The 21,642-nt window shown below is 67.2% G+C and carries 25 protein-coding genes and 1 other RNA gene; 13 read left to right on the top strand and 13 right to left on the bottom strand.

The genetic code is table 11. The features are described 5' to 3' along the window. Positions 1-99: 99 nt before the first annotated feature. Positions 100-996, bottom strand: coding sequence for a DMT family transporter (locus tag CKY51_RS05625; protein ID WP_031338395.1), 897 nt, complete (start codon positions 994-996; stop codon positions 100-102). 117 nt (positions 997-1,113) lie between these two features. Here CKY51_RS05625 and CKY51_RS05620 point away from each other — a divergent pair, with 117 nt between their 5' ends. The 3 genes from CKY51_RS05620 (at position 1,114) to CKY51_RS05610 (ending at position 3,078) form a co-directional block, all read left to right on the top strand. Then, positions 1,114-1,596, top strand: coding sequence for a YajQ family cyclic di-GMP-binding protein (locus tag CKY51_RS05620; protein ID WP_022970806.1), 483 nt, complete (start codon positions 1,114-1,116; stop codon positions 1,594-1,596). After that, the gene (locus CKY51_RS05615; protein ID WP_022970805.1) at positions 1,589-2,146 is read left to right on the top strand and encodes a DUF1415 domain-containing protein; all 558 of its coding nucleotides are present in this window, start codon (positions 1,589-1,591) and stop codon (positions 2,144-2,146) included. Before CKY51_RS05620 ends, CKY51_RS05615 begins: the two co-directional genes overlap by 8 nt. A 125-nt stretch (positions 2,147-2,271) precedes the next feature. Next, positions 2,272-3,078 (top strand): SDR family oxidoreductase, encoded by an 807-nt coding sequence (locus tag CKY51_RS05610; protein ID WP_022970804.1) that lies wholly within the window; start codon positions 2,272-2,274, stop codon positions 3,076-3,078. A 152-nt stretch (positions 3,079-3,230) separates the two neighbouring features. Here CKY51_RS05610 and CKY51_RS05605 read toward each other — a convergent pair whose 3' ends face one another. Then, positions 3,231-3,944, bottom strand: a complete 714-nt coding sequence (locus CKY51_RS05605; RefSeq protein ID WP_022970803.1) for a pseudouridine synthase — start codon at positions 3,942-3,944, stop codon at positions 3,231-3,233. After that, positions 3,941-5,008, bottom strand: a complete 1,068-nt coding sequence (locus tag CKY51_RS05600) for a class I SAM-dependent methyltransferase (RefSeq protein ID WP_022970802.1) — start codon at positions 5,006-5,008, stop codon at positions 3,941-3,943. The genes CKY51_RS05605 and CKY51_RS05600 overlap by 4 nt, the downstream gene beginning before the upstream one ends. Positions 5,009-5,156: 148 nt before the next feature. Between CKY51_RS05600 and CKY51_RS05595 the strand changes: the two genes are divergently transcribed. After that, positions 5,157-5,417, top strand: coding sequence for a hypothetical protein (locus CKY51_RS05595; protein ID WP_031338393.1), 261 nt, complete (start codon positions 5,157-5,159; stop codon positions 5,415-5,417). A gap of 39 nt (positions 5,418-5,456) precedes the next feature. Here the strand turns inward: CKY51_RS05595 and CKY51_RS05590 are convergent, their stop codons facing one another. From CKY51_RS05590 to CKY51_RS05565, 6 genes are all read right to left on the bottom strand, one after another. After that, positions 5,457-6,791: a PQQ-dependent sugar dehydrogenase gene (locus CKY51_RS05590; RefSeq protein WP_152248974.1), complete on the bottom strand. Its 1,335-nt coding sequence runs from the start codon at positions 6,789-6,791 to the stop codon at positions 5,457-5,459. Positions 6,792-6,873: 82 nt separating this feature from the next. Beyond that, entirely contained in the window at positions 6,874-7,182 is a 309-nt protein-coding gene (locus CKY51_RS05585; RefSeq protein ID WP_031338392.1) for a DUF3247 family protein, read from the bottom strand. A gap of 123 nt (positions 7,183-7,305) precedes the next feature. Then, a non-coding RNA gene (locus CKY51_RS05580) (sX9 sRNA) lies at positions 7,306-7,381 on the bottom strand. Positions 7,382-7,445: 64 nt separating this feature from the next. Then, positions 7,446-9,479, bottom strand: a complete 2,034-nt coding sequence (locus CKY51_RS05575) for a hybrid sensor histidine kinase/response regulator (protein WP_031338391.1) — start codon at positions 9,477-9,479, stop codon at positions 7,446-7,448. 100 nt (positions 9,480-9,579) lie between these two features. After that, entirely contained in the window at positions 9,580-9,873 is a 294-nt protein-coding gene (locus CKY51_RS05570; protein WP_022970797.1) for a hypothetical protein, read from the bottom strand. Then, on the bottom strand, positions 9,860-10,351 hold the full coding sequence (locus CKY51_RS05565) for a hypothetical protein (RefSeq protein ID WP_052172115.1): 492 nt from the start codon (positions 10,349-10,351) through the stop codon (positions 9,860-9,862). The genes CKY51_RS05570 and CKY51_RS05565 overlap by 14 nt, the downstream gene beginning before the upstream one ends. 190 nt (positions 10,352-10,541) lie before the next feature. On the opposite strand from CKY51_RS05565, the gene CKY51_RS05560 reads away from it, so the two are divergent. After that, the gene (locus CKY51_RS05560; RefSeq protein ID WP_022970796.1) at positions 10,542-11,117 is read left to right on the top strand and encodes a DUF3016 domain-containing protein; all 576 of its coding nucleotides are present in this window, start codon (positions 10,542-10,544) and stop codon (positions 11,115-11,117) included. Positions 11,118-11,206: 89 nt separating this feature from the next. Here CKY51_RS05560 and alr read toward each other — a convergent pair whose 3' ends face one another. Further along, on the bottom strand, positions 11,207-12,295 hold the full coding sequence (gene alr / locus CKY51_RS05555; RefSeq protein WP_022970795.1) for an alanine racemase: 1,089 nt from the start codon (positions 12,293-12,295) through the stop codon (positions 11,207-11,209). Then, entirely contained in the window at positions 12,295-13,581 is a 1,287-nt protein-coding gene (locus CKY51_RS05550) for a D-amino acid dehydrogenase (protein ID WP_022970794.1), read from the bottom strand. The genes alr and CKY51_RS05550 overlap by 1 nt, the downstream gene beginning before the upstream one ends. 147 nt (positions 13,582-13,728) lie before the next feature. Between CKY51_RS05550 and CKY51_RS05545 the strand changes: the two genes are divergently transcribed. Beyond that, on the top strand, positions 13,729-14,208 hold the full coding sequence (locus CKY51_RS05545; protein ID WP_022970793.1) for an Lrp/AsnC ligand binding domain-containing protein: 480 nt from the start codon (positions 13,729-13,731) through the stop codon (positions 14,206-14,208). 48 nt (positions 14,209-14,256) lie between these two features. On the opposite strand, the gene CKY51_RS05540 is transcribed toward CKY51_RS05545, so the two are convergent. Next, positions 14,257-14,688 carry a hypothetical protein gene (locus CKY51_RS05540; RefSeq protein WP_425479845.1) on the bottom strand — a complete coding sequence of 144 codons (432 nt, stop codon included), beginning with the start codon at positions 14,686-14,688 and terminating at the stop codon, positions 14,257-14,259. A gap of 315 nt (positions 14,689-15,003) precedes the next feature. Here CKY51_RS05540 and msrB point away from each other — a divergent pair, with 315 nt between their 5' ends. From msrB to CKY51_RS05500, 7 genes are all read left to right on the top strand, one after another. After that, on the top strand, positions 15,004-15,468 hold the full coding sequence (gene msrB / locus CKY51_RS05535) for a peptide-methionine (R)-S-oxide reductase MsrB (protein WP_022970790.1): 465 nt from the start codon (positions 15,004-15,006) through the stop codon (positions 15,466-15,468). A 235-nt stretch (positions 15,469-15,703) separates the two neighbouring features. Beyond that, complete coding sequence (locus CKY51_RS05525) at positions 15,704-16,132, top strand: MliC family protein (protein WP_022970789.1); 429 nt, start codon at positions 15,704-15,706, stop codon at positions 16,130-16,132. Between the two features lie 95 nt (positions 16,133-16,227). Next, positions 16,228-17,082 (top strand): flagellar motor stator protein MotA, encoded by an 855-nt coding sequence (gene motA, locus CKY51_RS05520; protein ID WP_022970788.1) that lies wholly within the window; start codon positions 16,228-16,230, stop codon positions 17,080-17,082. 9 nt (positions 17,083-17,091) lie between these two features. Beyond that, positions 17,092-18,225, top strand: coding sequence for a flagellar motor protein MotB (gene motB / locus CKY51_RS05515; protein WP_152248973.1), 1,134 nt, complete (start codon positions 17,092-17,094; stop codon positions 18,223-18,225). A 222-nt stretch (positions 18,226-18,447) separates the two neighbouring features. Next, on the top strand, positions 18,448-18,954 hold the full coding sequence (locus CKY51_RS05510; protein ID WP_022970786.1) for a hypothetical protein: 507 nt from the start codon (positions 18,448-18,450) through the stop codon (positions 18,952-18,954). 7 nt (positions 18,955-18,961) lie between these two features. Then, positions 18,962-19,246 (top strand): DUF4031 domain-containing protein, encoded by a 285-nt coding sequence (locus tag CKY51_RS05505; protein WP_022970785.1) that lies wholly within the window; start codon positions 18,962-18,964, stop codon positions 19,244-19,246. A 216-nt stretch (positions 19,247-19,462) separates the two neighbouring features. Beyond that, complete coding sequence (locus tag CKY51_RS05500) at positions 19,463-20,152, top strand: response regulator transcription factor (protein WP_031338385.1); 690 nt, start codon at positions 19,463-19,465, stop codon at positions 20,150-20,152. Here the strand turns inward: CKY51_RS05500 and CKY51_RS05495 are convergent. After that, positions 20,134-21,510, bottom strand: coding sequence for a sensor histidine kinase (locus CKY51_RS05495; RefSeq protein ID WP_031338383.1), 1,377 nt, complete (start codon positions 21,508-21,510; stop codon positions 20,134-20,136). The two genes, CKY51_RS05500 and CKY51_RS05495, sit on opposite strands and share 19 nt — an antisense overlap. Positions 21,511-21,642 lie beyond the last annotated feature (132 nt).

Below are 21,642 nucleotides of genomic sequence, written 5' to 3'. Positions count from 1 at the left end.
CCTGACGGCTGCGCAGTAGTCTTGTTAGCTGCTCTAAGTTGAATTCAGCAGACGAATGGCTCAGGTGCCGCGCTCGCCGCGCTGGTCCTGCCACCCCACTCACGGTCGCTCCAGCGGCAGCGGGCGATCTGCCTTGCGGATCCGCTCGCGCCGCAGCAGATACAGGCCGCTGGCGACGATGATCGCCGCCCCGGCCCAGGTCCAGCCGTCGGGCAGGCTGCGCCACAGCAGCCAGTCCCAGCCGATCACCCACACCAGCCCGGTGTACTCCAGCGGCGCGATCATCGAGGCCTCGCCATGCATGAAGGCACGGGTCAGGGCGATCTGTCCCAGAGCGCCGGCCAGACCCATGCCGGCGATCAGGCCAGCGTGGCCGGCCTGCAGCGGCACCCAGTCCGGCGCGGCCAGCAGGCCGGCACCGACCGCCATGCACAGCAGGAACCACACCACCATCGATTGCGGCGAGTCGGTCCGGGTCAGCAGGCTGACCGTCACCGCCGCGATCGCATAGGCAGTGGCCGCCAGCAACACCATCAGCCCTGGCAGCGAGATCAGCCCGTCCATACCCGGACGCAGCACCACGATCACGCCGACCAGCCCGATCGCGATCGCGGTCCAGCGCCGTGGCCCCACCCGTTCGCCCAGCAGCGGCACCGACAGCGCCGCCACCAGCAACGGCGCGACGAAGTACAGCGTGTAGGCGGTCGACAACGGCATACGCTTGAGCCCGTAGACGAAGCAGCCGATCATCGCGATGCCCAGCAGCCCGCGCAGCAGGTGCAACCCCCAGCGCACCGGCACCAACGAGCGCGCACCGGCGGTGATCAGCACCCACACCAGCACGAACGGCAGCGATGCGGCGCCGCGCAGCAGGGTGACCTGCAACGGCGGATAGTGGCCCGACAGCAGCTTCATGGCCGCGTCCATCAGCGAGAAACAGGCCACCGCCGAGAGCATCCAGGCGACGGCAGCGAGTGGGGAGCGGGGACGGGACATGCCGCATTATCGCCGCCGATGCGACGGCGCCGCCATCGCGCACCGCGCGCAGGAGCGGATGCCTTGGAGCGGATGCCCTAGAATGGCCACCGTTTTCTCGATCTGCAGGAGTCCCGCATGCCTTCCTTCGACGTGGTGTCCGAAGTCGACAAGCACGAACTGACCAACGCCGTGGACCAGGCCAACCGCGAACTGTCCACGCGCTTCGATTTCAAGGGCGTGGACGCCAAGTTCGAGCTGGACGACAAGCTGATCAACCAATCGGCACCCAGCGATTTCCAGCTCAAGCAGATGACCGACATCCTGCGCGCACGCCTGATCGCGCGCGGCATCGACGCCCGCTGCCTGGAATTCGGCGACGTGGAAACCAACCTGGCCGGTGCGCGGCAGAAGATCACCGTCAAGCAGGGCATCGAGCAGAAACTGGCCAAGCAGATCGCCGCCAAGATCAAGGACGCCAAGCTGAAGGTCGAGACCCAGATCAACGGCGACAAGCTGCGCGTGAACGGCAAGAAGCGCGACGATCTGCAGGACGTGATCGCGCTGCTGCGCAAGAGCGAGTTCGAGCTGCCGCTGCAGTTCGATAACTTCCGTGACTGAGCCAGGCGCCACTGGCGCACCCGATTACCTGGGCCAGACGCGCCGGTGGATCGAACGGGCGGTGATCGGGCTGAACCTGTGTCCGTTCGCCAAGGCGGTGTACGTCAAGGAGCAGGTGCGCCTGGTGCTCAGCGATGCCAGCACGCCGGAGGCCTTGCTGGAACAGTTGGCCGAGGAACTGGTGCTGCTGCGCGATACCCCGGCCGAGCAGATCGACACCACCTTGATCGTGCATCCGGACGTGCTGGTGGACTTCCTCGACTACAACGATTTCCTCGACAACGCCGACGCTGCGGTGGAGGCGCTGGACCTGCAAGGCGTGCTGCAGGTGGCCAGCTTCCATCCCGACTATCAATTCGATGGCACCGCCGCCGATGATGTCGCCAACTGCACCAACCGTTCGCCCTACCCCACCCTGCACCTGCTGCGCGAGGACAGCGTGGAGCGCGCGGTGGCGGCCTTCCCCGACCCGGATGTGATCGTGGAGCGCAATATCCGCATGCTCGAGCAACTGGGCCAAGAGGGTTGGCGGCGCCTGCTGGCGTCGTGATGCGCTGATACCGGGTACCGCGGTCCGTCGGCCGGATCGCAGCCACGCCATGTCGGCGGAGCCTTTGCCCGACGACGACATGCGGCGCGCTAGGGTGGCGGTGTCGTCCACCGCCGCCCGATGCCATGCCACTGGTTCCCCCCATTTCCGCCTGGACCGCCACGCCCTTGCAGGATCGCGTCGTCATCGTCACCGGCGGCGCCCAGGGCATCGGGCGTGGCATCGCCCAGGCCGTGCTCGGTGCCGGCGGCAGTGTGGTGATTGGCGATCTGGATGCGGAGGCCGGCAAGGCCTGCCTGCGCGAATGGGCCTTGCCGCGGCGGAGCGCCTTCGTTCGCACCGACGCCGCGCGCCCGGCGCAGGCCGCGCGGCTGGTGGCGACCGCGCTCAAGCGCTTCGGCCGTATCGATGGCTTGGTCAACAACGCCGGCGTGCCCGATCCACACCTGCCGCCGCTGGCGCAGGTGGACTGGGACGACTGGAATCGCCGGCTGGCTAGCCTGCACGGCGCCTTCCTGTGCAGCAAGCACGCCTTGCCGGCGCTCAGCCAGGCCGATGGCGGCGGCGCCATCGTCAATATCGCCTCCACCCGCGCCTGGCAGTCCGAACCGCACAGCGAGGCCTATGCCGCCGCCAAGGGCGGGCTGATCGCCTTCACTCATGCGCTGGCAGTGAGCGAGGGCCCGCAGGTACGCGTCAACAGCATCAGTCCCGGCTGGATCGCCACCGAGGCCTGGCGCGCGCCGCAGCGGCGCCGCGCCCCGCAGCTATCGCGCCGTGACCATGCGCAGCATCCGGCCGGACGTGTCGGCGTGCCACAGGACATCGCCCAGCTGGCGATCTACCTGCTGTCGCCGCAGTTGTCCGGATTCGTCACCGGGCAGGACTTCATCGTCGATGGCGGTATGTCGCGCAAGATGCAGTACGTTTGAGGGTGCGCGGCGGCGGCGCCCCACGTACGCAAACGCGCATCCAGCCAGTGGGATCTGCTTCGCCAGAAGACGATGCGCTGCCCCATCGCGTGGCCAGGCGTCGTCGGGTTGCTGCAATACCGACTGCTGGACGATTGCCAGCAGCGCAGCCGTCAGACCAGCGTTTGCTGGCCGAACAGGATCGCCAGGTCGCTGGCCTGCAACGCCCGCCATTGCCCGGCCGGCAAGTCCTCCAGCGCCAGTCCGCCGATGCGGCTGCGATGCAGCGCTGCGACGTGGTTGCCGGTGGCGGCGAACATCCGCCGCACCTGGTGATAACGGCCTTCGTGCAGGGTCAGCTGCACTTCGCGCGGGCCCAACACCTCCAGCTCGGCCGGCAACAGCGGCTTGCTTTCGCCGTCCAGCAACAGGGTGCCGCTGGCGAACAATTGCGCTTCATCGCCGCGCAGATCCTCGGCCAGGCTGGCCTCATAGACCTTGTCCAGCGCCGACTTCGGCGAAATGATCCGATGCAGCAGGGCGCCATCGTCGGTCATCAGCAACAACCCACTGGTGTCGCGATCGAGCCGCCCGACCGGCGCCAGCAGCGGCGCGCGCAGGCGGAAGCGTGGCGGCAGCAGATCGTAGATCAGCCGCCCGCTGTCCTTGGTCGAACAGGTATAGCCCGGCGGCTTGTGCAGCATCAGGGTGAAACCCGGCGGCGGATCCAACGGCTGGCCATCGATGCGGATCGCCGCGTGCTCGACCTGATCGTCGGCGTACAGCACCTCCCCATCGGCATCGGTGATGGCACCCTCGCGGAACAGCTGGGTGACCTGCTTGCGGCTGCCATAGCCCAGATTGGCGATGTGCTTGACCAGCTTCATGCGCGCGCTCCTGCCGCGCGCGTGGCGGCGATCAGCTTGAAGCCATCGCGTTCGGCGGCCACGCGCACCTGGCCGAAGCTGTCGTTGAGGATCTGCTCGTAAGGCAGGTGGCGGTTGGCCACCAGCAGCAGTTGCCCGCCGGGGCACAATGCCTGCGCGGCCACGGCGATGAAGCGTTGGCCGATGTCGGGGCGATCGGCGCGTGCCGGCGTATGGAAAGGCGGATTGCTGACGATGAAGTCGTAGCGATCGAGCAAGCCGCCGGTGACGTCATGCCAGTGGTAGCGCAGCTGGGCAGGATGCGTCAGCGCCTGCAGGTTGTGCCGCGCCAATGTCAGCGCGCGCGCTTCGGCCTCGTACAGGTCCAGCGCGGCCACGCGCGGGCAGCGCGCCAGCACCTCGGCCGAGAGATAGCCGAAGCCGGCGCCGAGGTCGGCGCCACGGCCGGACAGGTCGGCGGGCAGGTGCTCGGCCAGCAAGGCCGACGCCGGGTCGATGCGATCCCAGGCGAACACGCCGGGACGACTGACGAAACGGCCATCGAGAATCGGACGCGGTGCATCCAGTGCCAGCCAGCGCGCCTGCAATACCGCATCGGTGGCACCGGGCAACGGGCCGGTCCAATAGGTCCGGCAATGGTGCTTGGTCAGGCTGCCGCCCAAGCCGGCCAGCTGGCGCAGGTCGGCTTCGCCGGAGCGTGCCCCTTCGTTGTTGGCCTGGCACGCCAACACGCGGCCGCCGGGTGCCACCAAGGTGGCCGCACGCGCAAACAACGCCCGCGCTTCCTCGCGCTGACGCGGCGGCAGCACCAGCACCAAGGCATAGCGGGTCTGATCGGCTTCGATCGCGCCCTCCTCGCGCACCTGCCAACCGCTGTGTTCCAGCGCCTGCGCGAACGGACGAAAACTCTGCTCGCAGACCAGGCTGGAAGCATCGGCATGGCTGCGCAGCGGCCAGCCGTCGCGCGCGCGCAGAAACAATACCGGCCCGGAAGGCCAGCGCAGCACGCCCTGGTCGAAGGGCAGGAACAGGGCATGGAGCGGAGCGTCTTGCGGGCCGGCCATCGGTCGTGGAAGCAGAAGTGGGCGGTCATTGTAAGGGAGCGGTGGGGCCGGGCCGCTGGCCGGGTTGCGGCGCCTACACGGGCCATTGATGCGCAGGCGACATTCCTCACCCTAGGCTGGGATCAGGCACACACCGGAGAACAGCATGATGCGCGCCCTATTCGTAGGTGGAGTGGTCGACAACAGCGAAATGGACCTGGACGACACCCCCCCGCCCATGCACTACCCCGCCAACACCGGCGCAGGCCGCCCCCGTTACCGCCTGCACCAGATCGGCGAACGCGCCGATGGCAGCGTGGCGTATGCGGTCTACGGTGCGCCAGAACTGGCCGATGAGGAAATCCAGCGGGTGGCCGAAGAACGCGGGTATGCGCGTCGCTTCAGCGCCTCGCCGGAAGCACCGCGCTAGAAAGGACGATCGACCGGACCCCGCGGCCCGGTGTTGGTATCAGTGCACCTTCGGGGTCACGCGCCAGATCACGTTGCCGACGTCGTCGGCAACCAGCAGGGCGCCGCTGTTGTCCTGGATCACGCCAACAGGACGCCCCTGCGCGTTGCCTTCCGCATCCAGGAAGTCGTCCAAAACGGTGATCGGCTTGCCATCAGGCTTGCCATTGGCAAATGGCACGAAGATCACCTTGTAGCCACTGGGCGGATCGCGATTCCACGACCCATGCTGGCCGATAAAGGCGCCGTGGGTGAATCGCGCCGGCAGCAGGCTTCCCGTGGCGAACGTCAATCCCAACGAAGCGGTGTGTGCACCCAGGGCGTAGTCGGGCTTGATCGCCTTTTTCACCAATTCGGCATCCTGCGGCTGGACCCGCGCGTCGACATGCTGGCCGTAATAACTATACGGCCAGCCATAGAAGCCGCCATCGCGGACCGAGGTCAAGTAGTCGGGCACCAGATCGCTACCGATTTCGTCGCGCTCGTTGACCACGACCCACAACGCCTTGCTTTGCGGCTCCCAGGCCATGCCCACCGGATTACGCAGGCCGCTGGCAAACACCCGGCTGCTGCCACTGGCGCGATCGATTTCCAGGACCGCCGCGCGGTTGAGCTCGGCCTCCATGCCGTTCTCGGCCACGTTGCTGTTGGAGCCCACGCCGACATAGAGCTTGCTGCCATCGGCGCTGGCCAGCAGCGATTTGGTCCAATGATGGTTGAGGCCGCCAGGCAGGTTGGCGACGAAGGTCGGCTTGGCGGTGATGTGGGTATCGCCCGGGCGATACGGAAAGCTGACCAAGGCGTCGGCATTGGCGACGTAGAAGCGGTCACCGATCAAGGCCATGCCGAATGGCGAATACAGTCCGGTGAGGAACTGCGTGCGCACTTCGGCGACGCCGTCGCCATCGGCATCGCGCAACAAGGTGATGCGATCGGCGCTGGGCACCTTCGCGCCGGCCTTGTGCATCATCGCGCCCTGGACCTTCTTGCGCAGACCGCCACCCTTGCCGTCGTCCGGCTTGGGCGGTTCGGCGGTCTCGGCGACCAGGACGTCGCCGTTGGGGAGGACATAAATCCAGCGCGGATGATCCAGATCGCGGGCAAAGGCATTGACCTGCAGATCCTCGGCGGCGGTTGGCTTGGCATCGCCGGCCCAACGTTTGACCGGCGCCACCTTGACGGTAGGAATCAGCCGCTTCACTGGCGCCGGCAAGGTGGGATTGGGACCGGTGCCTTGCTCGATCGGCAGCGTGGCGGTGTCGCCACAGGCGCTCAGTACGCACAGCATTGCCGCACAGAGCGAGACACGGGCAAGCGTTGGCGGGGAAACACTCATGCCAGAACATCCTGATGGTCGCAGCACCCCATCATGCCGCCGCCTGGCGGGCCAGAAGTAAACGGACCGTCAATGCCGCGTGTTAGGGCATGGGTTGCGGATCGGCGCCGAGGGGCAGCGGATGCACGGCGACGATGCGGTCCATCCAGATCCAGTGCGGCTCCTGCGAGGCATCCAGATCGTCCAGGCGCAGCTGCCCATTGCTGCCTTCGCGCTCGTCGGCATCGCGATAGGTCTGCACCGTCGGACGCACCGCGACCGTGCCGCTGATCGTGCTGCCGTCATCGAGTTCGACGCGCACGCGCTCCTGGCCATCGAGGAGCGAAACCCAATGTTCAAGCGTGGCGATCTGCACCTGTTCCGAATAGACCCGCGGCGCGTACTTGGACATGACAAACTCCGTCGAACGAAGAACCCACGCTAGGCCGCCACGCGTGAACGCGATAGCAAGCCGACCGCTGCCCACTGCCGTCAACCCGCACCGGCACGCCCACACAGCTGCGCTACTTAGAGCGGCTAACAAAACGTAGCGAGCAGCCGTCAGGTGGGCGCGGACGGCGCGCAGGAACCGCAGTGTACGCGTGGTACATGAGGATTCCGAGCACCGGCCGCGCCCGCCTGGCGGCTGCGCAGTAGCTTTATTAGCTGCGCTTCTTACTCCACTGCTTGTTGTGCTGCGCGCACTGCCGTCACCAGCTGCGCCACGCTATAGGGTTTGGCCAGGTGCTCCTGGAAGCCCGAATCCAGCGCGCGCTGGCGATCGTCGTCGCGTGCCAGCGCCGTCACCGCCACGGCCGGCAAGGCGTGCGCTTCCAGTCCCAGGTCTTCACGCACGGTGCGGATCAGACCGTAACCGTCCATGCCCGGCATGCCGATATCGGTCAGCATGACATCGAAGCGCTCATGACCACGATGATCGATCAAGGCCAGCGCATCGGTTGCGCTGCCGGCGGTCACCACTTCGGCGCCTTGCTCTTCGAGCAGGCGACGCAGGTAGTCGAGCATGTCCGGTTGATCCTCGACCGCCAGCAAGCGCAGGCCGTTGAGCGCGCGCGCCTCGACGATTTGCTCGGACAGCAGCCGACGGCGCAATTCGCGCCGAGGCCGCTTGGCCTGGTCGGGCAGGTGCTCGGGCAGCCGCACGGTGAAGGTGGAGCCCAGACCGCGTCCGCCACTGGTGGCCGCCACCTGGCCGCCATGCATCTCCACCAGTTGCTGCACGATCGCCAGCCCCAGGCCAAGGCCACCGTGCTGGCGGGTGGTGGTGCCGTCGGCCTGACGGAAGCGGCCGAACAAGTGCGGCAGGAACTCGGCGGCGATGCCATCGCCGGAGTCGGTCACCGCCACGGTCAGGTGACCGTCCTCGCGCGCCACCGTCACTTCGATACGGCCGTGCGCAGGCGTGAACTTGATCGCATTGGACAGCAAGTTCCAGAACACCTGTTGCAAGCGGGTGGCATCGCCCAGTACCAGACATGGCGTGGACGGCGCCTCCAGCTGCAGAACCTGGTCCTTGCCTTCGGCTGCTGGCTCCTGCGCGCGCAATGCTTCGCGCATCTGTTCGACCAGATCCAGCGCCTCGACTTCCAACTGCACCTTGCCCAGCAGCATGCTGCTCAGGTCCAGCATGTCGGAGATCAGCCGCTTCTGCGCGCGCGCGCTGCTGGCGATGACCGACAAACCCTTGTGATTGGGATGGCCCTCCTCGACACGTTGCAGCAGCAACTCGCTCCAGCCCAGGATGGTGGTCAGCGGTGTGCGCAATTCGTGCGACAAGGTTGCCAGGAATTCATCCTTCAGCCGTGCCATGCTTTCGGCTTCGTTGCGCGCGCTGCGCTCCGATTCCAGCAATTGCTCGCGGGCCAGCTCGATTTCGCGTTGCTCGGTCACGTCCGGACTGCTGCCGGCAAGACCGATGAAGCGGCCATCGGCCGAATACCGCGGAGTGGCGGTCATCTCCAGCCAACGCCATTGACCGTCGTGGCGACGCGCGCGGATCAGCGCGCGCAGCCCTCGCTGCTCCTCCAGCGCGGCGGTCAGCTCGAACTGGAAGATCGGCAGGTCTTCCGGGTGCAGCAGATCGCTCCAGGCCGACACCGTGCCACTGGAAATATCGATACCGAAGTATTCGCCATAGGCGCTGTTGACGAAGCGCACCACGCCCTGCGCGTCCAGCACCCATACCGGCATCGGCAGTCCGTCGGCCAGTGCGCTGAAGCGCGCCTCGCTCTCGGCCAACTCGCGCTCCACGCGCTTGCGCTCGGTGATATCCAGGAACAGCACCGCCACGCGCGCCAGCTCCGGCGGCCCGACCCGGAAGGCGTCGACCGCATACCAGCGCCGTAGTGCCCTGGCCTGCATTTCGAAATGGACCCGGTTACCGGTTCGCGCAACCTCGCCATAGCGGTCGTACCACTCCTGTTCGTGATCGGCCAGCAGACCGCGAATGGATAGGTTCTCGACGTTGGACAGACCGGTGTAGCGCTCGAAGGCACCGTTGGTGGTGCGGATCACGTAATCCACCGCCCGGTCGCCGTCGAACTGCACGTCGAGCACGCAGAAGCCGGCGTCCACGTTGTAGAAGACCTCGTGGTACATCCCCGGTTCCAGCAGGGACGCGCTTGCCGCAGGCGACGCCGCAGCGCTGGTCTCGGATGCACGGGTCGGAAGGCTCAAATCGGGATCCACGGGTGCTGCCAGGGCGGGTGACGGACAGATGAAAACACGCCCGATGTCGTCGGCAGGTGCACAGTGGCCTGACCCGGTTCACAGTTGCCTTGCCGCGATGTCACCACAACAGCGTCGCTGCCAACCCAATCCCGGCGATCAACGCCACGATACCCGCAATGATGCCTCGGAAGACCCACTCGCCTTCGCGGCGCAGTTGCTCATCCATCCAGCGCTGGGCCTCTTCGCGCCAGGCGGTAGACCGCCCATAGTCGGCATCGAGCAGCAGCAGCCGGACCCTTGCCAGCCCCAACTCAGCGCACTCTGCGCGGCAGTGCCGGCCAAAGGCATCGTCCGCCGGCGAGATCACCGCCGCCACCTCGCGCAGTTCCAGCGGCAGATCAGGACTGGACATAGCGCGGATGCTCCTGGTCCAGTTCGTGCTCCAGCGCCATCCGCGCCAGCAGGGTGTAGTTGGCGCGCGGCCCCTGCCCGCGTCCGGTCAACATTCCCTGGTAGTCCAGTCCTTGCCAGACGCGGCCCGTCCATTCGACGCAGTCCTCGGCAATGACCAGCATCAACGAGTAACGGTATTCCAGCCCATTGGCGGCGGTGTACGCATACACCGGTGGGAATTGCACGGCGACGTCGTCCTGACCGGCGAGTGCGGCCAGGTGTTGCCGTAGCGCATCGCGCCGGTCCTCGCCAGGCTGCATCTGCATGGCGCGGGTGGCGGTGTCCAGATCCAGATCACTCTGCAAAGCCACGAATGCGGCCGCACCCGTCACGGGGTTGTGGCCATGTTGCTTGGCCCAGTCGATGAACTGCAGGCGCACGTCAGCAGCGTGTAACGGTGCCTGGGGGATGGCTTTGCTGCGCGGGGAGGTGTCCATGCGCCGATCTTCCGGGCAACGCCGTGAAGCCGGGGCGCAGGCGTGGTGAACCCGCTGTCAGGGCAGTAGCGGCGCGGATTAATGGCGTAGCAATGCCATGCCGGCACAGCCCCCTTTGCGCATTGCCGACGCTCCGATGCAGGACCACACTGGACATGTCGGCTGACATCGCTGCCGTTGGAGGTTGCCCATGAACCGTTCTCGCTTGCTCAGCGCCAGCCTGCTGCTGGCAGGACTGCTGGCCGCCGCCACGGTGCAGGCGCGCGTCAGCAGCGTGACCGACCCCGAAACACCGCGCGCCTTGCCCAGCGACGGTCCGGTCGATGTGCGCTGGACCGATCCGGCGCAGTTCTCCGAGCTGCGCTTCAGCAGCAATCGCTGGGAGGCCCAGCAAGGCGACTGGGTGACCCAGCTGGCCGAGCACTTCCGCAAGAGCGCCGCCCGCCAGCTCGCGCCCGGCCAGCACCTGAGCGTGACCATCACCGATATCCGCCGCGCCGGCCAATATGAGCCCTGGCATGGCCCGCGCCTGCAGGACGTGCGCATCGTCAAGGACATCTATCCGCCGCGCCTGAGCTTTCAGTACACGCTGACCGATGCGCAGGGCCACGTGATCGATGAAGGTGAGCGCAAGCTGGTGGACTCGGCCTTTCTGATGAGCGGGCCGCGCCTCAACGACAGCGATCCGCTGCGCTTCGAGAAGGCGATGATCGACGACTGGGTGCGCAAGCAATTCCGCGGCGATCGCAGTACCGCCGACCTCTAGGACTCACGCAATACACCGCCCCGCCGGGGCGCGCACGTGCGCCGTCGGGGCGGTGGCCGGAATGCGCGCGCGGCCAGCGCGCGGCGGCGTCACTGCGCGGGAAGCGCCTCGTCGTGGTAGCACCGCGAGACCCGCTTGACACCACACAGCAGCTGGTAGGCGCTGACGTTGCACTGGCTTGCCAAGACGTCCACGCGCGGCGTGGCGCCCCACAGTTGCACGGGCGTGCCGACCTCGGCGTGCGGGAGTTCGGTCAGGTCCACGGTCAGCATGTCCATCGACACCCGCCCGATCAACGGGCAGACCTGGCCGTCGACCAGCACCGGCGTCCCATTGGGCGCGAACTGTGGATAGCCATCGGCATAGCCCATCGCCACCACGCCCACCCGGGTGGGACGCGGCGCGACGAAACGCGCGCCATAGCCCACCGGTTCGCCAGCCGGCAGCTCGCGCACGCTGATGATGCGCGAGTGCACGGTCATGACCGGACGCAGTTCGGACGTGGTGGCGGTGTCCTGCGCAAACGGGTTGGCGCCGTACAACATCAGCCCCGGGCGCGACCAATCGTCACGCAATGCCGGCCAGCCCAGCAGGCCAGGCGAATTGCACAGACTGGTCTCGGCGCGCATGCCGCCAGCGGTGAGTGCAAACGCCACCGCCTGCTCGTCGGTGCGGCTGCAGTCCAGTTCGTCGGCGCGCGCCAGATGGGTCATCAGGACGATCGAAGCCACCTGCGGCAGGCCGCGCAGGCGCAACCAGGCAGCACGAAAATCGTCCGGCGACAGGCCCAGCCGATGCATGCCGCTATCGAGCTTCAACCAGATCCGTAGCGGGCGCGGGCTGTTGAACTCGGCCAGCGCGCGTACCTGCCAGGGCATGGCGACCACCGTCCACAGATCGTGCTCGGCGATCAGCCGCAACTCGTCATGTTCGAAGAAGCCCTCCAACAGCAGGATCGGCGCACGCACGCCGGCCTGGCGCAGTTCCAGCGCCTCCTCGATGCAGGCCACCGCAAAGCCGTCGGCCTCGTCTTCCAGGGCCTGCACGCAACGCACGGCGCCATGCCCGTAGGCATCGGCCTTGACCACCGCCAGCGCCTTGCCGCCACCCAGCCGTCGGGCCAGGCGGTAGTTGTGGCGCAAGGCCTGCAGATCGATCGACGCATACGCTGGCCGCACTACGCTGCCTCCTGCGCACGCGCGTTGCGGGGGGACAGGTAGCGGAACACATCCAGGCCTTCGGTATCGATCTCGGGCTGGCGGCCCTGCAACAGGTCGGCCAGGTAGCGGCCCGAGCCGCAGGCCATGGTCCAGCCCAGGGTCCCGTGGCCGGTGTTGAGGAACAGGTTGGCGTAAGGCGTGGCGCCCACCACCGGGGTGCCGTCCGGCGTGGCCGGGCGCAAGCCCGTCCAGAACTCGGCCTGGGCCAGGTCGCCGCCGCCGGGGAACAGATCGTTGACCACCATTTCCAGGGTGGCGCGGCGGCGCGGGTTCAACGACAGATCGAAGCCGGCGACCTCGGCCATGCCGCCGACGCGAATGCGCGCATCGAAGCGCGTGATGGCGATCTTGTAGCTTTCGTCCAGCACCGTGGAGGTGGGTGCCCGTGCCTCATCGACGATCGGCAAGGTCAATGAGTAACCCTTGAGCGGGTAGACCGGCAGGTGCAGGCCCAGCGAGAGCAGCATGTCGGCCGAATAACTGCCCAGCGCCAGCACGTAGCGGTCGGCGGTCTCCAGGCGGCCACCGATCTGCACACCGGTGATGCGCCCGCCGGCATGCTCCAGGCGCTCGATCTGTTGCCCGTAGCGGAACTCCACCCCGGCCTGCGCCGCGCGTTCGGCCAGGCGCTGGGTGAACAGCCGGCAGTCGCCGGTCTGGTCTTCGGGCAGTCGCAGTGCCCCGGCGAGTTGCATGCCGCCGCCAGCCAGGCCGGGCTCGAACTGGGCGATCTGCGCGGGTGTCAGCAGTTCGTATGGCACGCCGTACTGCGCCAGGATCTCGATGTCCTGCGCCGCTGCATCCAGCTGCTGCTGGGTGCGGAACAACTGCGTGGTGCCAAGCTGGCGCCCCTCGAATTCCAGCCCGGTCTCGGCGCGCAGCGCGTTGAGGCAGTCGCGGCTGTAGTCGGACATGCGCACCATGCGCGCCTTGTTGATCGCATAGCGCTCGGCCGTGCAATTGCGCAGCATCTGGCTCAGCCACGCCAGCTGGCGCAGGTCGCGGGTGGGCCGGATCGACAGTGGCGCATGCTGCTCGAACAGCCACTTGACCGCCTTGCCCGGCACGCCGGGCGCCGCCCATGGCGAGGTGTAGCCAAAGGAGAGCTGGCCGGCGTTGGCATAGCTGGTCTCCAGCGCCGAGGCCGGTTGGCGATCCACCACGACGACCTCGCAGCCGGCCTGTGCCAGGTACCAGGCGCTGGTGGTGCCGATGACGCCACTGCCGAGAATGAGCACGCGCATGTCGTTCTCCTGAGAGGGGTTTCTCCCAGCGGTGGACGCCGAGGGAGACAATTAGCCACAGTATATTGCGACCGAGGCAGTGCTTTCTCTGGAATCACCGCCGCCATGCAGTGAAACCTCTTGCCAACCACACGGGAGACAGACGCGATGGCCGCACGCGCGCGCGAGCTGGACAAGATCGACCGCAAGATCCTGCGGATCCTGCAGCACGAAGGCCGCATTTCCTTTACCGAATTGGGCGAGCGGGTCGGCTTGTCGACCACGCCTTGCACCGAACGCGTCCGTCGGCTGGAACGCGATGGCGCCATCACCGGCTACTACGCGCGGCTGGATCCGCATTACCTCAAGGCCAGCCTACTGGTGTTCGTGGAAATCAGCCTGGCCTACAAGTCCGGCGACATCTTCGAGGAATTCCGCCGTGCTGCGCTCAAGCTGCCGAACGTCCTGGAATGCCACCTGGTCTCGGGCGACTTCGATTACCTGCTGAAAGCGCGGATCAGCGAGATGGCGTCCTACCGCAAGCTGCTCGGCAGCACCCTGCTGACCCTACCGCACGTGCGCGAATCCAAGAGCTACATCGTGATGGAGGAGGTCAAGGAGACGCTGGCGCTGCCGATCGGCGATTGAGCCCTGGAGCAGGCCGCGCCGCCTGGCGCACGCGTCCCAGCGGCCGGTTCAGCGCACCAACTGCATGCCGTCGCCGGCGGGCACCGCATCGTAGTAGCGGCCGGTGCGGGTATCGAGCACGCGATTGGCGCCAGCCGGCTGCAGGCCATGCAGCAACCGACCGTTGCGGTCGTAGACCATCGGCGTCGAGGTCGGCACCTGGCTGCCGGCCGGCGCCACCGGCGTGGTCGCCGGGCCATGGGTCGGGATGGTTGGCGCCACTGGACGCTGGCCCAATTGCGAGGGCACCGGCGCCGGCGCGGGCTGCGACGCGCGCGGTGCGGTCACGGTGGGCGTGGCCGGGGTGGGCGTGGTGATCGGCTGCAAGGTGTTGGACGCGCGTGTGCTGGTTGCCGACTGGGCGGCAGCGGTCCCGGCCGCCGCGAGCAGGCCGGTCAGCAAGCCACCTACCAGGAATGTGCGAGTCGCGGCAGAACGCATCATGACGATCACCAATGGCAGGGAGATGCACAAGACATGGGGGCCTACCCGGCACGCGGCAATGCATGCCGGCGACCAGCACCTGAACGCGACCACCAAGTGCAGATGCTGCGACAGCAGGCGCTGCCGCCGTTCTGAAGCAGCGTCGCGGGCGTCCCGGCCCAGTCGCCGCGGCTCGCCATGCCGGGAGGGCTGCCGTGCCGCCAGAGAAGACATGGAGACGCGGCCCGCAAGCACCCGGTTGAACCCGGCCGCCGCTGCCCACATCACGAGGACAGGCGCCGGCCTCCGTCGGCGCGCGCATGCGAGAACCCCATGAGCCTGTTCGACCTCACCCCGCCCTCCCCCGCCCAGCGCGATGCGCTGATCGCCGGACTCAGCGACGAGGAACGGCGCGTGCTGTTACAGCACGGGACCGAGGCGCCGTTCTGCGGCGTGTTCCTCGACAACAAGCTGGAGGGCGTCTACACCTGCCGGCTGTGTGGGCTGCCGCTGTTCCGCTCCAGCGCCAAGTTCGATTCCGGCACTGGCTGGCCCAGCTTCTTCGCGCCCTACGATCCGACGCATGTGCGCGAAATCCGCGATACCAGCTACGGCATGATCCGCACCGAGATCGTCTGCGCGCGCTGTCAGAGCCACCTTGGCCATGTGTTTCCAGACGGTCCGCCGCCAACCGGCGAGCGGCACTGCCTGAATTCGGTGTCATTGGATTTCACCGAGGCCGGCCAGGCGTTGCCGGATCCACTGCAGCGCGGTGGCGCCGAAGCCCAGCCCGCCTGACGGCCAGGCCGCGAGGCGCGCTGACAACCCGCCGGGCGGCGCCGTCCTGCCATCCTCCGGGCTGGCCGCCGCCGCGCACACTCCGTGCCGCTGACGGCCAGACCTCTGGGAACCACCCTGTGGCGCGCCTATCGCGTTGCGCTCCTTGTCTCGACGCGGCACAGGGCGCTTCGCGCTCACCTCAACGTACATGACACGCTCTAGGGTGGGGTGCTCTCCCGATCGGAGCCCGACGATGTCCAGTCCGTCCCGTCTGCTTCCGTTGCTTCTGCTGGTTGGCCTGGCCGGCTGTGGCCAGCGCGAGCGCGCCGCCTCGGCCACACCGACGTCCGCCCCTACCCCGCCAGCGGCCACCGATGCCAGCGTCAGCGGGCCGCCGCCACGCCCGAGCGCGCCAACGACGGCACCAGCACCGGTACGCGCCAGCCAGTGGCGCTGCGGCGAGCAAGGGGTCACCGCCAACTTCGACACGGCGGCGGACGCCGTTCAGCTGGAAGTCGAGGGCCGCCGACTGGTGCTGCCGGTGGCCGAGTCCGGCTCCGGCGCGCGCTACGCCGACGCCCAGGGCAACCAATTCTGGGAGCATGCCGGCGAAGCCACGCTGACGCTGGCCGGCGGCGATGCCCGTCAATGCGTGCGCAGCGACGCCGACGCGGTCGGATGATCATTCAGACATAGCGCACACCTTCACGCCAGGCACTTCAAGAATCCGCCGCGCGCGCCGAAACAACAGCAACCCTGTTTGCTTTTGGCTGCGCCATGCTCATCATCGTTGGCTTCATCGTCGTCATTGTCAGCGTCCTCGGTGGCTATGTGCTGTCGCACGGCAAGGTCGGTGCGTTGTGGCAGCCGTATGAGCTGATGATCATTGGCGGCGCGGCGTTCGGCGCCTTTCTGGTCAGCACGCCGGCCAAGATCGTCAAGGAGACGCTGAGCGGCATTTTGGGCGTGTTCAAGGGGCCGCAGTACAAGTCCGACGACTACAAGGGCACGCTGAGCCTGATCTATGAACTGCTCAACAAGGCCCGCCGCGATGGCTTCATGGCGCTGGAAGACCATGTCGAGCGTCCGCAGGACAGCACCATCTTCGGCAACTATCCCAAGGTGCTGGCCGACCACCATCTGCTGGACTTCATCACCGACTGCCTGCGTCTGATGATCGGCAGCAATATCGAGCCGCACGAGCTCGAGCCGTTGCTGGAACTGGAGCTGGAAAAACACCACCACGAAGCGCTGGCACCGTCGCATGCGTTGAGCAAGGTGTCCGATGGCCTGCCCGGCTTCGGCATCGTGGCCGCCGTGCTCGGCATCGTGATCACGATGGGCTCGATCGGCGGCCCGATCGAGGAAATCGGCCATCACGTCGGCGCCGCGCTGGTCGGCACCTTCCTCGGCATCCTGTTGGCCTATGGCTTCGTCGCGCCGCTGTCGGCCGCGATGGAAGCGCGCGCCGAGCAGGATGGGCGCATCTACGAAGCGGTCAAGACCGCGCTGTTGGCATGCCTGCGCGGCTACAACCCGAAGATCGCGCTCGAATTCGCCCGCAAGACCCTGCCCTCGAACGTGCGCCCGAGCTTTGCGGACTTCGAGACGCATCTGAAGACGATCAAGTAGGCCCGCGCCATGGCCGAGGGCAAATCCACCGTCATCATCCGACGGGTCAAGAAGGTACAGGGCGGCGGCCACCACGGCGGCGCCTGGAAGGTCGCCTTCGCCGACTTCGTCACTGCGATGATGGCCTTCTTCCTGGTGCTGTGGCTGATGGCCGCGACCACCAAGGAGCAGCGCGCGGCGATCTCGGAGTATTTCCGCAATCCCAGTCCGCTGTCGGGCAAGTCGCATGCGCCCTCGCCCGGCATGAACGGCCCTGGCGGGGCCAGCACCTCGATGATCAAGCTCGGCGGCACCGCCGACCTGGCCAAGGGCCAGAAGGACGAGATGGGGCGCAAGCGCGACAACGCCGCCGACACCGACCAGGACAGCCGTGCCAAGGACAAGCAGCGCCTGGAAACGCTGATGGAAGAACTGAAGGAGGCGATCGCCAAGAGCCAGGCACTGGAGCCGTTCAAGGACCAATTGCTGTTGGACCTGACGCCCGATGGCCTGCGCATCCAGATCGTCGACAAGCAGAACCGTCCGATGTTCGATATCGGCCGCGACAAGCTCAAGCCGTATACGGTGGACATCCTGCATGAGCTGGCATCCTTCATCAATCAGGTGCCCAACCACATCAGCATCACCGGCCACACCGACATCACCGCCTACAGCAGCGATGCCGGTTACACCAACTGGGAACTGAGCGCAGACCGTGCCAATGCCGCCCGGCGCGCCCTGGTGGGCGGCGGCATGGGCGACGCCAAGGTCGCACGGGTGGTGGGGCTATCGTCCTCGGTGCTGTTCGACAAGACCGATCCGCAGAACCCCATCAATCGACGCATCAGCATCGTGGTGATGACCCAGGATGCGGAGAAGACCGCGTTGGCCGGCAGCAATGACGGAATCGCCTTGGGCAAGGTGATCCCGGATGCCGACACGCATGTGCCCGACCTCAGCGCGGCCGCCACCGCGACGGCGGCTGCACCGACAGCACCGGCCACCGCGCATGCCGACAAGGCCGCCACGCCTGCGGCGTCCGCTCCGCCGGCGACCGCCGGCACCAATGCCGGCCCACGGGTCTCCAGTCGTGCCCAAGTGGCCTCGGCCACTGCCCTGGCACGGGCTGCAGAAGCGGCCATCGGCGAGCCGCAGCGGCAGTAAGCCGCTGCCATCGGCGATCGACGGCACAGGCAGCGCCACTGCAAACCCGACGCCCGTCACGCCTGCCAACCGCCCAGGCTGACGACGCGCAAGACGCGACCGGCAACCGAGTGCCACCACCATCCGCGCCGCCAGGCAGCAGGCAGACGGTGGGAGGTCCACGGCCCCCATGCAGGGCGACAGCGCCTAGAATGGACGGCCATTCCCAGTGTCGAGATCACCGTGTCCCGCAATTCCAAGGCCAAGCGCGACAAGCGCAAGAAGCAGTTGCCCAAGCGCCCCATCGCCCGCCTGGGCCAGGCCCCGCAGATCACCAACCATGCAGTCCTGCAGGACGCCGATGGCCGCGTGGTCGCCGCGATCGGCCTTCAGAACGATCGCGAATGGCTGCTGTCGATCGGCGGCCAGACCATGGGCAGCGCCGACAACCCGGTGCCGATGCTGGCCATGCTCAAGCACCTGGCCAATCTGCAGGAGAAGGAGGGCAAGACGGTGTCGCTGGAGTATTCGACGCAGTTGCAGCAGATGATCGACGACCTGGCCGCCGACGAGGGCAAGACTGCAGAGGAATACCTGACCACCCTGGTCTCCGAGTTCGAAAATGTCGAAGGCACCGATGCCGACGATAGCGATGACGATAGCGAGCCGGCGCAGGCCGACGACGCGACGTCGGCGGCCGACGCTGACCAGCGCAAGCAAACCTCGGCCGACGACGACCACAAGGCCTGAGTCGCCGGTGGCCGTGTACGTCGACGATGCGGTGCACCCATGGCGCGGCGAGCGCTGGGCGCATCTGCTGGGCGACACCCTGGCCGAACTGCATGCGATGGCCGCGCGCCTGGGGATTCCCAGGCGCGCCTTCCAGAACAAACTCAGCGGTGCGCACTACGACGTGTCTGCCGCGCAGCGCGCCGACGCCGTGCGATTGGGCGCAATCGCCATTTCCCGGCATACCGATCGCGTACTGCTGAAATCATTGATCGCCACCGCACGGGCGCAAGCGCGCGGCGAACACGCCTGAGCACTGCAGGCGCAGTGTGCCAAAGACGCCAGCCGCAGCGTGCGCCGGCGGCATAGCAATCCACGTCTCTCCCAGGAACGAGGGCACCCGCACGGCCGCAATGCTGTCGCGCGTTCCTGCGGTCTTGCACGACACCCTGGGCCTGTCACTATTGCGGCGTGGCTTCGGAGAGTCTTCGTGTCCGTTCCTGCTAGTCCCCGCGATGCTGTCTCGCTGTTGTCGGTCGCCGTCCTGGAGGACGACGCGCTGTTGCGCGAGGACATCCTCATTCCCGGATTGCGCGACTTCGGTTTTCGCGTCAGCGGCGCCGGCACCGCCGGCGAGCTGTATCGCTTGATGCTGCACCAGGCGTTCGATCTGGTCGTGCTCGATCTCGGCTTACCCGACGAAAGCGGATTGAGCGTGGTGACGCATCTGCGCTCGCTGTTCGCCGGCCTGGGCATCGTGGTGCTGACCGGCAATCGCGGGCGCAGCGATCACGTGCGCGCCCTGCATGGTGGTGCCGACGCCTTCCTGCGCAAGCCGGCCGATCCGGAAATCCTCGCCCTGACCTTGCGCAACCTGGCGCAGCGCCTACACCCGGCCGCGGCTCCCGCCATTGCGCCCCGGCTGGCATGGCGGCTGGAATCGGACGGTTGGTGCCTGCTGGCGCCGGACGGCAAAGTGATGGTGCTGACCGCGTTGGAGCGCTGTCTGATGCGCTGCCTGGATGCACAACGTGGTCAGGCGGTCGAGCGCGAGGCGCTGGTGTCGGCATTGGAGGCCACCACCGGCGACTTCGACCTGCACCGGCTGGAGATGTTGATCCACCGTTTGCGTCGCAAGGCCGCGCGCTTGACCGGCGATCAGATGCCGGCGCTGCCGCTGCTGTCCGCGCGCGGGCTGGGCTACCTGCTCGCCGAGTGAGACGGCGCTTCGGCCAGCGGTAACTGCAGGCACAGACACGCCCCACCATGCGGGGCATTGCTCGCCGTCACCTGACCGCCGGCCGCCGCGATGATGCCCTGGACCACCGACAAGCCCAGCCCGGTGCCCTTGCCGACCGGCTTGGTGGTGTAGAACGGCTCGAGCACCCGCGCCAGCAGATGCGGCGCGATGCCCGGGCCGGTATCGCACAAGCGCACGTGGACGGTCGCCTCGCGCAGCTCGCCGTCGATGCGGAACACGCCCCGCCCCTCCATCGCGTCGCGTGCGTTGGCGGCGATGTTGAGCAGCACCAGATCGAGATCGTCGCGATCCATCCGCACCCACAGCGGTGGCCCGGCAGCGATGCCCTCCAGCCGGATCTCGTGACCGAACAACTGGCGCAAGGTCGGTTCGGCATCGCGTAACGCCACACGGGCATCGAACAAGGTCGGCAGGCCGGGTTCGGCGCGACCGAAATTGAGGATGCGCCGGCTGACCGTCAACGCGCGTCGCGAGGCGGTCTCGATGTTTTCCAGCGTCTTGAGCAAGGGCGCTTCGCCGTAGCCTTCCAGCGCATCGCGTCGTTGCGCATAGCCGATGATCACGTTGATCAGGTTGTCGAAATCGTGCGCGACGCCGGCGGCCAGACGCCCGAGCGCCTCCATTTTCTGCGTGTGGATCAACTGCTCCTGCACCCGTTCGCGCTCGGCCATTTCCTGCAGCAGGCGCTGATTGAGCTGCTCCAGTTCGCGCCGGCGTTGCTCCGATTCGAGCAGACTGTCGCGCAAGGCCGCGATGGTGCGATCCAGGATCAGGGTGATCAACGCATAGGCCCCGATGGTCACCACGGCCAGGCCGACGTTGCCGCGTACCGAGCGCCACGGCACCGGCCAGATCACCTGTGCGAGCACGCCCACCAACGCAGCGGCCGCCAGCAGCAGAAACACCCGCCACAGCGCGTGCCGCCCCAGCACCATGCCGGCCAGCACCAGCGCCAGCAAGGGCATGGGGTTGGTCAACAGGTCGTAGATATCCACCCGCACGTAGGTGATCAACACGCCGATCAGCGTCGCTGTCACATAGGTCCGCACCGCCCTTGCAGCGTTGCCACGCCGTACCTGCCACACACCCACCGCAGCGCCTGCGGCGGTGAGCATGCTACCCACCAGGGCAAGCAGCAGGTCGACACGGCCCAGCAAACGCGCCACGCCCGCCACATAGAGAAACAGGCCGATGTCGCCGGCGGTGTACAGCACGATCGCCGCCAAAAGCACCTGCAGGAACGGCGCATGCCGCTGATCGCTGGCACTGGCGGCCACCGGCGGCTGCAACCAGCGCAGAACGGGGAGCAATTTCACGTAAGCGGCGATGGACGACCTCGACAGCTCCGCATGCTCACATCGGTGGTGAGTGGATGCAATCGTCGTTTGGTGACAGTCCGAAAGCGCCGTGACAATTTTTTGACGCGACTTCGCGCACGCCGACAGAAC

The organism is Xanthomonas maliensis, from assembly GCF_009192945.1.
Lineage (GTDB): Bacteria > Pseudomonadota > Gammaproteobacteria > Xanthomonadales > Xanthomonadaceae > Xanthomonas > Xanthomonas maliensis.
Note: the sequence above shows the minus strand (reverse complement) of the source record. Positions and strands in the feature narration are given on the sequence as shown.